General features: G+C 56.1%; 12 protein-coding genes and 1 pseudogene. 12 read left to right on the forward strand and 1 reads right to left on the reverse strand.

Annotated features, from left to right (window positions below):
- The first annotated feature begins 59 nt into the window (after positions 1 to 59).
- The 8 genes and pseudogenes from AC559G_RS08725 to ctlX all read left to right on the forward strand — a co-directional run bounded on the left by AC559G_RS08725 (position 60) and on the right by ctlX (position 6,468).
- Positions 60 to 1,136 carry a porin gene (locus AC559G_RS08725; RefSeq protein WP_498912240.1) on the forward strand — a complete coding sequence of 359 codons (1,077 nt, stop codon included), beginning with the start codon at positions 60 to 62 and terminating at the stop codon, positions 1,134 to 1,136.
- Positions 1,137 to 1,548: 412 nt separating this feature from the next.
- Positions 1,549 to 2,172, forward strand: coding sequence for a helix-turn-helix domain-containing protein (locus tag AC559G_RS08730; protein ID WP_498912241.1), 624 nt, complete (start codon positions 1,549 to 1,551; stop codon positions 2,170 to 2,172).
- Positions 2,159 to 2,279 (forward strand): annotated as a pseudogene (locus AC559G_RS08735) (histidine/lysine/arginine/ornithine ABC transporter ATP-binding protein); the annotation flags it as partial. The gene AC559G_RS08730 and the pseudogene AC559G_RS08735, both read left to right, overlap by 14 nt.
- Before the next feature lie 82 nt (positions 2,280 to 2,361).
- Positions 2,362 to 3,126 (forward strand): transporter substrate-binding domain-containing protein, encoded by a 765-nt coding sequence (locus AC559G_RS08740; protein WP_498912242.1) that lies wholly within the window; start codon positions 2,362 to 2,364, stop codon positions 3,124 to 3,126.
- A 26-nt stretch (positions 3,127 to 3,152) separates the two neighbouring features.
- Positions 3,153 to 3,821 (forward strand): ABC transporter permease, encoded by a 669-nt coding sequence (locus AC559G_RS08745; protein ID WP_498912243.1) that lies wholly within the window; start codon positions 3,153 to 3,155, stop codon positions 3,819 to 3,821.
- Entirely contained in the window at positions 3,818 to 4,510 is a 693-nt protein-coding gene (locus AC559G_RS08750) for an ABC transporter permease (protein WP_498912244.1), read from the forward strand. The genes AC559G_RS08745 and AC559G_RS08750 overlap by 4 nt, the downstream gene beginning before the upstream one ends.
- Before the next feature lie 20 nt (positions 4,511 to 4,530).
- On the forward strand, positions 4,531 to 5,418 hold the full coding sequence (locus tag AC559G_RS08755) for an arginase family protein (protein WP_498912245.1): 888 nt from the start codon (positions 4,531 to 4,533) through the stop codon (positions 5,416 to 5,418).
- Positions 5,419 to 5,541: 123 nt separating this feature from the next.
- Positions 5,542 to 6,468: an arginine deiminase-related protein gene (ctlX, locus tag AC559G_RS08760; RefSeq protein WP_498912246.1), complete on the forward strand. Its 927-nt coding sequence runs from the start codon at positions 5,542 to 5,544 to the stop codon at positions 6,466 to 6,468.
- Between the two features lie 105 nt (positions 6,469 to 6,573).
- Here ctlX and AC559G_RS08765 read toward each other — a convergent pair whose 3' ends face one another.
- Entirely contained in the window at positions 6,574 to 7,764 is a 1,191-nt protein-coding gene (locus AC559G_RS08765) for an MFS transporter (protein ID WP_498912247.1), read from the reverse strand.
- A 140-nt stretch (positions 7,765 to 7,904) separates the two neighbouring features.
- Between AC559G_RS08765 and AC559G_RS08770 the strand changes: the two genes are divergently transcribed.
- Genes AC559G_RS08770 through AC559G_RS08785 form a run of 4 tightly spaced genes read left to right on the forward strand, consistent with a single transcriptional unit; the run spans position 7,905 to position 13,658 of the window.
- Positions 7,905 to 9,647, forward strand: coding sequence for an IucA/IucC family protein (locus tag AC559G_RS08770; RefSeq protein WP_498912248.1), 1,743 nt, complete (start codon positions 7,905 to 7,907; stop codon positions 9,645 to 9,647).
- Positions 9,647 to 10,594: a GNAT family N-acetyltransferase gene (locus AC559G_RS08775; protein ID WP_498912249.1), complete on the forward strand. Its 948-nt coding sequence runs from the start codon at positions 9,647 to 9,649 to the stop codon at positions 10,592 to 10,594. Before AC559G_RS08770 ends, AC559G_RS08775 begins: the two co-directional genes overlap by 1 nt.
- Entirely contained in the window at positions 10,594 to 12,336 is a 1,743-nt protein-coding gene (iucC, locus tag AC559G_RS08780) for an IucA/IucC family protein (protein WP_498912423.1), read from the forward strand. The genes AC559G_RS08775 and iucC overlap by 1 nt, the downstream gene beginning before the upstream one ends.
- Positions 12,333 to 13,658: a lysine N(6)-hydroxylase/L-ornithine N(5)-oxygenase family protein gene (locus tag AC559G_RS08785; protein ID WP_498912250.1), complete on the forward strand. Its 1,326-nt coding sequence runs from the start codon at positions 12,333 to 12,335 to the stop codon at positions 13,656 to 13,658. Before iucC ends, AC559G_RS08785 begins: the two co-directional genes overlap by 4 nt.
- The last annotated feature ends 1 nt before the right edge of the window (position 13,659 follow it).

Raw genomic sequence — 13,659 nt, forward strand, 5'->3', positions numbered from 1 at the left:
TTATTCCCGAGTGGGAGTTCTCCCACTCAATAATAAAAAACCTTGTGAACAGGAAAATTATGAAAGCGAATAAAATAGCTATTCTTGTAGCGCTTATTTGTACTTCTGGTATTTCTCATGCTGCAGAAATTTATAACCAGGATGGCAATAAGTTGGATCTCTATGGCAGTGTGCGTGCCAGACATTATTTCAGCGATGATAATACGGTTAATGGTGATAACAGCTATGTGCGCCTGGGTTTCCGGGGCCTAACGCAAATTAATGATAACTTAACCGGTTTTGGTCAATGGGAATATAATATTCAGGCAAACCACTCTGAAGCCGAAGGTACAGAGGGAAATAAAACCCGTTTCGGCTTTGCCGGGTTAAAATATCGTAACTGGGGTTCACTGGATTATGGCCGTAATGGCGGCATCATTTATGATGTTGCCAGTATCACCGATTACGCGCCGATTTTTGACATTTTGACCGACAGCTACACCGATGGTTTTATGACCGGGCGTGCGGGCGGTCTGTTAACCTACCGCAATAACAACCTGTTTGGGTTAACGGATAACGTTAAGTTTGCCTTGCAATACCAGGGCAAAAACAGCGTCGACACGAATAACAGTAGCCGCTCTGTCTATACGGCGAACGGTGATGGCGCCGGCATGTCCATGAGTTATGACTTTGACTGGGGCGGCACGCTGCTGGCCGCCTATAGCAATTCTAAACGCACCCAGGCACAGGAAGCGTTGGCCTATGGTAATGGCGAGCGGGCTGAAATGTGGGCAACGGGATTTAAATATAGCCTGGAAGGGCTTTATGCCGCCGTAAAATATTCTCAAGGCTATAACATCACGCCAATCAAGAACTATGGCTACGCGAATAAAACGGAAAACTTTGAAACCTATCTACGCTACACCTTCGAAAATGGCATTATCCCAGGTATCGGTTGGTTCCAGTCGAAAGGGAAAGATATAGAGGGCTATGGTAATGTTTATTTAATGAAATACCTTGATGTCAATCTCTCTTATTTCTTTAACAAAAACTTTTTTACCTATGCGGACTATAAAATCAATCGCCTGGCAGATAATACGCCATTCGGGATTTCAACTGATGATACCTTTGGTATTGGCATGACCTATCAGTTCTGAGCCGCTGCTCTTCACCCGATTAGCCGCTTCACGCTATGGGCTATAGCCGCCTCGCATTCCTGCGAGGCGGTAATCTTAACCTCGCCCACAACGCGGATATTTTTCTACCATCAACACATTGAATATCTGCCCTGATGCACTTTTTATAACGCCGCATCCTTTTTCGCTAACGGCACTGCCTTCTTTTAGTGCAATCAACGCACATAAAATGATCAAGTTACCTGATATGCAACTTTTTCAGGCAGCATGAATCGGCGTGCAATGATGAGACAAAGAGAGGAATTGATTTAATTTAAGAAAAAATTCAAATGGTTAACAATAAAACAATGTGTGTTTACGGTTCATCTCCCTTCCTGGCACGCCGGTTGCTTAACGTTAAAAAGTTACCTAATACGCAACTCGGGCTAAGACTATGTCACACGACGAATCGGATCATCACGGACAGGCAGCACAGAATACCGCAGACTTCAACGTAGGGATACGCCTGCGTGCGGTGCGTAAAGCCCGCGGAATGCGCATTGAAGAAGTGGCCGAGCAGGTCGGCGTCAGTAAATCCTTTATCAGCCGCCTTGAGCGCAACGTCACGCAGGCATCCATCGCCACCTTACTGAAGGTGTGCGAAGTGGTCGGTATTACCCCAGCCAAACTGTTCGATCCGCCGTCTACCAACGTCGTGCTCGCCGGGCAAGGCACCCCCATCAGCCTCGGCGGCGAGAAGATGCGTGAATATCTGATCAGCGGCGGCATTAACGACGAAATGATGGTGCTTTACTCCGAGATCGATCCACAGGGCGGCTCCGGCGTGGAGCCTTACACCCTCAATGCCGCCGCCGATATGGTGCATGTATTGAGTGGCGAGCTTGAGATCGTAGTGGAGGAACAGCGTTACCTGCTGGCGAAGGGCGATACCCTCACCTTTAAGCCCTCGCTACCCCATTCCTGGCACAACATTTCCGACGATGAAGTCTGCACCGCCATTTGGGTCATCGTGCCGCCGCCGTCAGGTAATCCAGGAGCGCGCCATGTTGGAACTTAACGTGGACGATGCGCACCAGTGCTATGGCAAACATGAATGAGGTGCTGAAAAGCATCGCTTTGCAGGCCAATGCCGATGATGTGATCAGCGTTATCGGCGCCGGCGGCTGCAACGGTTTTTATCAGATCGTCTGAAGTAATTCAGCGTGTTACGCACTTTGACGTTTTACACCACACCAGAGGAATAATGATGAAAATAGCAAAATTGATCCTGACCCTCGCCGCTGCCGGCCTGGCCGGATCGCTGTATGCCGCACCGGGTAAAATTACCATCGCCACCGATGCCACCTTCTCGCCGTTTGAATCGATCGACGCTAACGGCAAGCTGGTGGGATATGACATTGACCTGATGTACGCCATCTGCAAGGCCGCAACGCTGGATTGCGACGTGATCAGCGCCCCCTGGGATGGCATGATCCCCGGCCTGATGAGCAACAAATACGACGCGCTGATTTCCCAGTTAACCGTCACCGACGCGCGCCGTCGCGCGATGGCCTTCAGCGACATTTACGATCGCCCGGTATTCCGTTTTGTCGCGAAGAAAGGCACCCTCACCGACACCAGCCCGGAAGCGTTAAAAGGAAAAGTCATTGCGGTTCAAACCGGTACGCCGATGGACACTTACGTGACCAAGCATTATCCAAACAGCACTGTTAAACGTTATGACGGTGGCAGTGCCCCCTACCTCGATTTAACCGCCGGGCGTGCCGATGTCTTTATGAGCTACGAAGCACAGATTATTTATAGCTTCCTGAAGAAAGACGACGGCAAAAATTATCAATTGGTTGGCCCGCGCCTGACCGGTAAAGATGCGCCGGAATTTGGTGAAGGGGTCGCTATCGCCATTAATAAGAAGAACACGGCACTGGTAGAAAAGATTAATCAGGGGCTGGCAAAAGTCCGCACCGATGGCGAGCTGGATGCGCTTAATAAGAAGTATTTTTCAGCTGAGTAACTATTATGTCGGGTAATTACTATTTAATGGTCCTGAATGCGGGATGGGTTTCACTGCAGTTGGCGCTCGCCTCACTATTATTATCCGTCATTCTGGGATTGCTGGGCGCATTAGGCAAACAGTCCGGTATCCGTTGGGTTCAGGCAATAATTGCGCCTTATACCCTGCTGGCGCGTGGTATCCCGGATCTTGTGCTGATGCTGCTGGTGTTTTACAGCGTGCCGGCGCTGTTAAATAGTGGCCTGGGTGAGCTTGGGGTGGATTATTCCGTAGAATTCAGCCCCTTTATTGCCTGTTTAATCACCCTGGGGTTTATTTTTGGTGCGTATATGACGGAAACCTTCCGCTATGCGTTGATGAATATTCCCCACGGTGAAATTGAAGCGGCGCAAGCATTCGGCTTTACCCGCAGCGCGACTTTTCTGCGTATCATTCTGCCGCAGTTAATTCGTCTGGCGTTACCCGGCTTTACCAATAACTGGCTGGTACTGGTCAAGGCGACGGCACTGGCTTCCTTGCTGGGGCTGCAGGACATTATGTTCAGCGCCAAAGGGGCGGCGGAGTCCACCGGGCGGCCTTTCACCTTTTATCTGCTGGCCGCCGGCTTCTATCTGGCGATCACGCTGCTTTCGGTGGCGCTGTTACATCGCCTCGGCCAGCGCTACACGCTGGCGGTACGGGGGTCTAACGCATGAACTGGGACATTATCGCCGACAACTTCACAATGTACCTCCACGGCACCGGTTTAACGCTGCTGATGACGGTGGTGTCGCTGGCTGTCGCCTTCGTCATCTCGGTGTTGCTGGCGCTGGCGCGTGACCGTGCGCCCCGGCCCTTCCGCTGGCTGATTTTGCTCTACACCACCGCGTTTCGCGGTACGCCGTTATTGATTCAGCTCTTTCTGATCTATTACGGCCTGGCGCAGTTTGATTTATTACGCGCCAGTTTTCTCTGGCCCTGGCTTTCCAGCCCGCTGGTTTGTGGGTTGCTGGCTTTTATTCTCAATACCGCGGCCTATACCACGGAAATATTCGCAGGTGGCTTACGCCATCTGCCCGCCGGCGAAATTGAAGCCGCCCGGGCCTATGGCATGAGTTTTCCCACGCTGGCACGGAGAATATTATTTCCGGCGATGTTGAGCCGTTCACTTTCACTGTACAGCAATGAAACCATCATGATGCTGCATGCCACATCGCTGGCCAGCACCGTGACCTTAATGGAAGTGACCGGCGTCGCCCGGAACATCAGCCTGAATTATTACATTCAGTTCGAGCCCTATGTCACCGCCGGCGCCATCTATCTGGTGCTGACGCTGATACTGGTCATGATATTTCGCTATTTCGAAAAACACTACGCAGGCTATCTGAACGGCAAACGTAGTTAATCTGCTGCTTTGAGGAACATATGGAAAATACACGGCAATTTGATTTGTGGGGTATCCCTTTTGATGGTGAAGCGACATTAGGGTGGCCAGGATCGCGTTATGCACCGGCCAAAGTGCGCGAATGCGCACGCTGGATCAACATGCGTATTCAGCAGGGAAAAGTGTATTGTCTGGAAACGGACAGTGAAATGGCCGTCGGTAAGCAATTGCTGGCGGATCGCGGCGATGTTGACGTGGTGCCCAGCGACACGCTGAAAACCTTCGCGGCGACCCGTGAGGCGGTGATGGCTTCGATCGCCGCCGGCCGCGTGCCAATCATGATCGGCGGCGACGACAGCCTGCTGTTCCCGGTTGCTCACGGCGTCCATGATGCGCTGCCGGGCCGCATCGGTATCATCCATTTCGATGCCCATCTGGATTTGATGGACGAAAGCGAAATGCAGGGCCGTCATAGCCAGTCCAGCGGTATGCGCCGCTCACTGGAACTGGCGCGTATCGCTCCCACCGATTGTATTCAGTTATGCGAACGCCATTTCAACTTCCCGGCCTCTGGCAAATTTAAGCACGATAACGATCTGATCCACCTCAGCGCCCGTGAAGTGTTGAAGATCGGGCCGGAAGAGACGGTAAAACGCGCGTTGGAACGAGTGAAAAATGCCGACCATATCTTCCTCTCTTTCGATATTGATTCCGTCGATCCGGCCTATGCGCCGGGTGCGGGCGCGCATGAACCGGGCGGCATTACCTCGGATCAGGCGTTACAGATGGTGAGTATGCTGGCACCGCACTGCGCCGCGATGGCAATTACCGAGGTGAACCCAACCAAAGACGTTGGCGATATGACCTCAACGCTGGCAGCTTATCTGGCCTTCACCTTCGCGGTGTATGGCAGCAAAAAAAATAAGTGACGATCAACTGGCGTGAATATTCACGCCAGCATTTACGCCTCACGCGAGGAGAACAATGAACGGACAACGCATCACCGGCGCGGTTGATATGAGGCTAGGCGGTACTGAATAATGAGAACGAACATGCAAACCACAAACAACGTATTTATGGTGCGTCCGGGCGGTTTTTGCCTCAATCACGAAACCGCCAGCAGCAATGCTTTTCAGCATGCCGATGCCAGTCTGCCCCCGGAGAGACTGCAACAGCAGGCCACGCTGGCTTTTGATCGCTATGTCAGCGCGCTGCGTGCCGCCGGTATTGCTGTGTTGGTGTTTGACGAGCGGCACGGCAATAACACGCCGGATTCACTGTTCCCGAACAACTGGGTCACGCTGCAAAACGATGGCAGCCTGACGTTGTTTCCGATGGAAGCGCCAAACCGCCGCCGTGAACGCGATCCGGCGATTGTTGCCGCGCTGATGCGGCATTTCATGCTGCAACCGGCAGTCGATCTCAGCGGCTGGGAGCAACAGGGAGAATACCTGGAGGGCACCGGCGCCCTGGTTTGCGATCATCAGCAACGCATCGCCTATGTCTGCCGCTCTTCCCGCAGTTCTGGCCGCGTACTGCGGGAATGGCAACAAAAATCGGGGTATCAGGTGATTGATTTTACCGCAGAAGATGCGCAAGGGCGGGCCATCTACCATACCAATGTGATGATGAGCATCGGCATTCGTTACGCCGTGGTCTGCCTGGAAGCGATGGTAGAAGCAACAGCGCGTGAGCAAATACTCAATAGCCTGAACGCCAGCGGCAAAACCGTCATCGCAATAACAATGGCCCAGATGCACGCGTTTTGCGGCAACATCCTTGAGCTATGCAGCCACGATGGGCATCCGGTCATTGCCATGTCAGAGCAGGCCTGGCGAGCGTTCACGCCCGTACAACAGAAGATGCTAAGTGCTTACGCACGCATTGTGCAGGCACCGATTGCGGTGATCGAACAGCACGGCGGCGGCGGCGCCCGCTGTATGCTGGCCGAAATTTTCGCGCCCAAACTTGCCGGCTGAGTGCGGCAACCTGTTAATCATCACCAATTTCACGGCGTGAATTCCCGGTTTTCAATGAGAATCGTTACGCCGTAACGCCGTAACGCCGGTTCGTCCAACGACGATTTATCGGTTTTTCCACCCCAGCCAGCCACTAAACAGCAGAAAAACCAAAGCCATTAGCAGCGCCGTCGCGATCAGATAGCGCTCGCCGTACAGCTGTGATACCAACGGCACCAGCATCGCGCTCAAGCCATAGCCGAGCGTATGGCTGGTCGCAATAAACCCGGCCCCTTTGCCCGTCGACAGGCGCGCGTCCAGCAGCAGTTGATAACCCGGCGTTGCCATCGCCGCGCCGAATGAAACCACCACGATACCGCCATACATCCAGCCCAGATCCACCGTTAGCATCATGCCCAATCCGACAACCATCAACAGCGCCGCCATCCCAAGCAGCGTAACGGCACTGAAGTGCTGCGGGCGCACCACCAGAAACTGTGCCAGCAACGTGCTTGCCGCCGCCAGACTCAGTAACAGCGCCACATGGTGGCTGATCTGGGCGGCTTCGCCGGCGAACAACTGCAGGTGTGGCGCCAGCCCAAGCTGCATGAGGCTGATGGCCGTCGCCAACAGCAACGCCAGCAGCAGATACGGCAGCATGGCGCGCTGTAGCCGGGAGGACTGATGCGCAGCAGGAAGTAACGGAGGATCCTGGGGCTGGCGAACAATCAACAGCAGCGCCAACAAAGGCGCCGCGGCCATGAGCCACAGCGGCACCTGCGGATGCAGGCCCAATGCCATGGCGGCCAACGGCGGCCCCAGCAGGCGCCCACAGCTTAGCCCCGAACTGATGGTCGCCAGTGCCGCCATACGGTGGGCTATCCCCGCCCGTTGCATGGCCCACGTCTGCGCCGCCGGCACCATACCGGATACCGTCAGGCCGTACAATGCACGGGAAGCAATCAGCCCCACCAGCCCCCAGAAAGCGCTGATGCCGCCGGTTGCCATCGCACCCACCGTCAGCGCCATCAGCGCAAAACTGGCCAGATAACCGCCGAGCGCTGCCAGCACCACCGGCTTGCAGCCACGGATTTCCGTCTGTTTTCCCCACCACGGCGATGCGGGTAAAAATAGCATGGAGCCAAACATCAGCAGCCCCGCCCAAACCGAAAGCGACAGGCCGGTCATCGCCACCAACTGCGGCAATACCACCAGTAAACCATTTTGCCCAATGCCCAGCAGCCCGGCACACAAAGCCAACGGCCAGTTGGCTTTTGGCGGGGTTTCATGCGTCAACGCATCAGGAGATGAATGCATATATTTCGTTAAGATAACACCAATAAATGTAATGATAACGTAAGCTTAGTGAAAGTAAATATTACAAAAATAGTTGCCAATGTAAACAATTCCATTACCATAATGATAACCATTATCAATGTTTGGATGGAATTTCCCTTATGTTTTCTCTGCCTCAAGCCATTGATACCGACGTTGCAGCCCAGTGTTTTTTAAACGCATTGCTGCGCGAAACCCAAGACTGGCAGCACCTCTCGCATAATGAGCCAGACCAACCTGCGCAAATTCATATTCCCCTTTCGTCCACGCAGGCCATCCGCATTGCCGTTCGCTATTTCTCGCCAACGCAGCACCATCAGTACCATTTCCCGGCGCGGCTAATCAGCGCGGATGATAGCCACAGCGAACCTATTGATTTTACGCGGTTGGTATCGCTGATCCTCGCCAAGCCCGCCGTCAGGGGGGCCTTGCTGGACGACGTGATTGCCCGCTTCCAGTCACGGGTGCTGCAAAGCCACGCGCACACCTGGCAAGCCATCGACCAACGCCACCGCTGGGCAACGCTGCGCGACACGCCGCTGACGTTTGCCGAAGCTGAACAGGCGTTACTGGTTGGCCATGCATTCCATCCGGCGCCAAAATCGCATGAACCCTTTAACGAAACTGAAGCAAAACGCTATCTGCCGGATTTTTGCTCCCGTTTCCCGCTGCGCTGGTTCGCCGTGGACAGCGCCTTCGTGGCCGGCGAAAGCCTTTCGATGCCGCTGCGCGCCCGCCTGCTGCGTTTCGCCGCACAAAGCGCGCCGCAACTGCTCGGCCATTTCACTGACGCCCGCTGGCTTATCCCCATGCATCCCTGGCAGGCAGACCATCTCTTGGCGCAAAACGGTTGCCGGACGCTGTTGAACAACGGTTCGCTGCACGATTTAGGCGAAGCCGGCGCGCATTGGTTGCCCACCAGTTCTTCCCGTTCGCTCTACAACGAGAGCAACAGCGACATGATCAAATTTTCGCTGAGCGTGCGGCTAACCAACTCCGTGCGCACGCTGTCGGTCAAAGAAGTGAAACGAGGGGCTCGCTTGGCCCGGTTGGCGCAGACCCCGCGCTGGCAACAGTTGCAGGCCCGCTACCCCACCATGCGCGTGATGCAGGAAGACGGTTGGATTGGCCTGCGCGATGCTGACGGCCAGATCCAGGAAGAGAGCCTGATGGCGCTGCGTGAGAACCTGTTATTCCCCCAGCCGGAAACGCAAACCAATGTGCTGGTCAGCCTGACCCAGGCCGCGCCGGATGGCGGCGACAGCCTGTTAGCAGCCTGCGTGCGCCGGCTCGGCCAGCGCCTCAATCTGCCGCTGGCCCAGGCCGCCGCCTGCTGGCTGGCGGCCTACTGCGATCGCATCCTCCTGCCGCTATTCAGTGCAGAGGCCGATTACGGCTTGGTGTTGCTGGCCCACCAGCAAAACATTCTGGTGGAAATGCAGCAAGACCTTCCCATTGGCCTGCTCTACCGCGACTGCCAGGGCAGCGGTTTTACCGCAAACGCGGAGCAATGGCTGGCCGAAATCGGTGAGCCAGAGGCGGAAAACCGCTTCAGCGAAGAGCAACTGCTGCGCTACTTCCCCTATTACCTGCTGGTGAACTCCACCCTCGCGGTAACGGCGGCGCTCGGCGCAGCCGGGTTCGACAGCGAAGAGAAGCTGATAGCCCAGGTGCGTGAAGCGCTGGTTGCGCTGCGCAGCCAAACGCAGCAAACCCACTGCCTGGATTATGTGCTCAACAGCCCGCACTGGAATTGCAAAGGCAACTTCTTCTGCTATCTGCACGATCACAACGAAAACACCATCGCAGACCCGGCGGTGATCTACTTCGATTTCAGCAACCCGTTCTACAAGGAGAAAGCGTGATGCCACACGCGAGTATTGTCCATGACGGTTACGGTTTCCGCTGCACGCAAATCGGCGCCTCACTCCCACTGGCGCTGGGGTTGGACGCCAGCGCCGTACTCCAGCGCCTGTCGCCGCTGCCCGATCGCTGGCTGGTTGACGCCTTGGATCAGCTTTTTGTCGCTGCGCCGCAGCTTGCCGGCATCACACTCCCCTGGGCCGACTGGCGCGATGAGCCACAGGCCCAGCAGCTGTTTAACCTTGTGCAAAGCGACTATCTGGCACGGCAAGCCTTCTGGCAGTTGCCGCTTTGGCTGCGCGGCGAACGCCCGCACGCCAGCGGCCAGATGCAATATGACGAAACGCGCCGGCTCTATTTCCCGCAGCGCCCGGCCCGCCCGCAGGGAGAAGTTTATCGTCGCTACGATCCGCAGGTTAAGCGCATCCTCAGCTTCCGCCTGGCGGATCTCACCCAGGACGCGCAGCGGTTTACACGCTGGATGAATACGCCGCGCGTGAACGCGTTCTGGGAAATGGCCGCACCGCAGGTGGAACAGGAAAAATACCTGCACCGCCAGTTGGATAGCGCCTATTGCTACCCGCTTATCGGCAACTTTGACGATGAGCCCTTTGGCTATTTCGAGATCTACTGGGCGCCGGAAGATCGCATTGGCCGCCACTATCGCTGGCAACCGTTTGATCGCGGCCTGCATATGCTGGTGGGCGAAGAACAGTGGCGCGGCGCACCCTATATCCGCAGTTGGCTACGTGGGTTAAGCCACTATCTGTGGCTTGATGAGCCACGGACCACTCGCCTTGTGGCCGAACCACGCTTCGACAACCAACGCCTGTTCCGCCATTTGCCGGTCGCCGGTTATGAAACAGTGAAGGAGTTCGACTTCCCGCACAAACGTTCGCGGCTGGTGATGTGCCGGCGCCACCGCTTCTTCAGCGAGGTGGGGCTGTGATGCAGGAATCGTGGCAGCAGGTCAACCGTGAGATGGTGGCGAAGATCCTCGCAGAGCTGGAATATGAACGCGCGCTGCACGCGCATGAAATCGCTCCGGGCCAATGGTCCATTCCTCTGGGCGATGAAACCTGGCGGTTCCATGCCAAGCGCGGCATCTGGGGGTGGCTGCATATTGCCCCGCACAGCTTACGCCCCCAGAGCGGCGCCCCCATCGAGGCCGAAAGCGCGCTGCGCCAGTTGGCCGCGGTGCTGAACATGAGCGATGCCCAAACCGCCGAGCATCTGGAGGATCTCTACGCGACGCTGCGCGGCGATTTACAACTGCGGGAGGCGCGAAAATCATTAAACGCCGATGCGCTGATCGGGTTGGATGCCGATCGGCTGCAGTGCCTGCTTAGCGGCCACCCGAAGTTTATCTTTAATAAAGGCCGCCGCGGCTGGGGGCTGGATGCATTACGGCAATATGCACCGGAATATTGCGGCCATTTTCGCCTGCACTGGGTAGCGGTGCGCCGTGAGCTGATGGTATGGCGCAGTGAGGAAAGCTGCGAGCTGGATACGCTGCTGGCAAGCGCCATGAACGGAGCCGAACGCACGCGTTTCAACCAGCGCTGGCAGGAATTGGGCCTCGACAATGGTTGGCTGCCGGTACCGCTGCACCCCTGGCAGTGGCAGCAGAAAATCGCCATCCATTTCCTGCCCCAACTGGCGCGCGGTGAGATGGTGGCGCTCGGTGAATTCGGCGATGACTACCTGGCGCAGCAATCGCTACGCACCCTGACTAACGCCAGCCGCCGCACGCATTTCGATATCAAGCTACCGCTCACGATTTACAACACTTCCTGCTATCGCGGCATTCCCGGCAAGTATATTGCCGCCGGCCCGTTGGCCTCTCGCTGGCTACAACAGCAGTTTGCCCAGGATCGTACGCTCAGTGCGCTGGGCGCGCAGATCCTCGGCGAGCCCGCGGCGGGTTACCTGGCGCACGCCGGCTACGCCGCGTTGCCGAAAGCGCCCTACCGTTACCAAGAGATGTTCGGCGTTATCTGGCGCGAAAACCCCTGCCGCTATCTGCAGGCGGGTGAACAAGCCGTGCTGATGGCCGCGCTGATGGAAACAGATTATGCAGGGCGCCCGCTGATTGATGCCTGGATTACGCAATCCGGGCTGAGCGCCGAAGCCTGGCTGACGAAGCTGTTCGAAGCGGTCGTGCTCCCCTTCTATCACCTGATGTGCCGCTATGGCGTAGCGCTGATTGCCCATGGGCAGAACGTCACCCTGGTGATGAAGGACCATATCCCGCACCGTATTTTGTTGAAGGATTTCCAGGGCGATATGCGCCTGGTGGATCAGGACTTCCCCGAGGCCGCCTCATTGCCGCAGCAAGTCAAGCAGGTTACTGCGCGCCTGAGCGCCGACTACCTGATCCACGATCTGCAAACCGGCCATTTTGTTACCGTGCTGCGTTTTATCTCACGCTTGACGGAACAGTGCGGCGTCAGCGAACCCCGTTTCTATCAGTTACTGGCGGCCGTTTTACGCCGCTATATGGCCCGCCACCCGCAACTGGCGGAACGCTTTGCGCTGTTTGACTTGTTTAAGCCACAGATCATTCGCGTAGTGCTTAACCCGGTGAAACTCACTTTCTCCGAACACGACGGTGGCAGCCGCATGCTACCGAATTACTTAACCGATCTTGATAACCCGCTCTATCTGGTCACCAAGGAGTCCGCACAATGAAAACCCATGATTTCATCGGCATTGGTCTTGGCCCGTTTAACCTCAGCGTCGCGGCGCTCGCCGAGGGGCTCGACGGATTCAGTTCGCTGTTCCTTGAAAGCAAACCGCACTTTTCCTGGCACCCAGGCATGATGTTACCGGATTGCCACATGCAGACCTGTTTTCTCAAAGATCTGGTCAGCGCCGTGGAACCCACTAATCGCCACAGTTTCATTAACTATTTGGTGCAACGGAAAAAATTCTACCGCTTCCTGACCACTGAACAGCGCACCGTAACGCGCGAAGAGTTTGCCGATTACCTGTGCTGGGCGGCGGAGCGCCTGGGCAACATCGCCTTTAGCCAACGGGTGCAGCAGGTCAGTTTTGACGATCGGGCCGGGTTATTTGACGTCGTTACCCAGCGCGGCCACTACCGGGCGCGCCACGTTTGCCTGGGCATTGGTAAACAAATCAATCTGCCCGATTGCGTGAGCGAGCAAAGCGACCGCTGCTTCCACGCCAGCGAGATGATGCAACGCAAGCCTGCGCTGGCCGGTAAGCAGGTGACTATTGTGGGCGGGGGCCAAAGCGGCGCGGATCTGTTTTTAAACATTTTCCGCGGCGCGTGGGGGCAACCTGCGGCACTGAATTGGGTATCGCGCCGCAACAACTACAATGCGCTGGATGAAGCCGCGTTCGCCAACGAATACTTCACGCCAGAATACCTGGAAAGTTTCTCAACACTTGATGAGAAAGCCCGCCACCGCATGTTGGCCGAACAGAAAATGACCTCTGATGGGATCACTGCGGAATCTCTGCTCGCCATTTATCGCGCCATGTACCACCGCTTTGAGGTGCTGCGCGAAAGGCCCTGGGCGCGCTTGATGCCATCACGTTCCGTCACTCGCGTCACGTCGGAAGGCGAAAACCTGAGCCTGGCGATACAGCATCACCTGGACCACGGCGAAGAACAGTTGAAAACCGACGTGGTCATTTTTGCCACCGGTTACCGTGCTGCGGCTCCCGCGTTCCTCCAGCCGCTGGCGCACCGCCTGCAGTTGAACCGTGAAGACCAGTTCCAGATAAACACCGATTTTACCCTCAACTGGGGTGGCCCACGGGGGAACCACCTGTTTGCCGTCAATGCCGGTATGCATAGCCTCGGCATTGCAGAACCCCAGCTTAGCCTCATGGCCTGGCGATCTGCTCGCATTCTCAACCGCGCGCACCCAGAAGAGCCGTTTGAGCTAACCACCACGCCTGGCGTTATACATTGGCGCAGTAAATCAAGCACGAGCGCCGGCCAGGCCTTTCAACCCTTAGTAAAAACGACTGAGTACTGAC

It is taken from the genome of Gibbsiella greigii (assembly GCF_039540155.1).
GTDB lineage: Bacteria > Pseudomonadota > Gammaproteobacteria > Enterobacterales > Enterobacteriaceae > Gibbsiella > Gibbsiella quercinecans.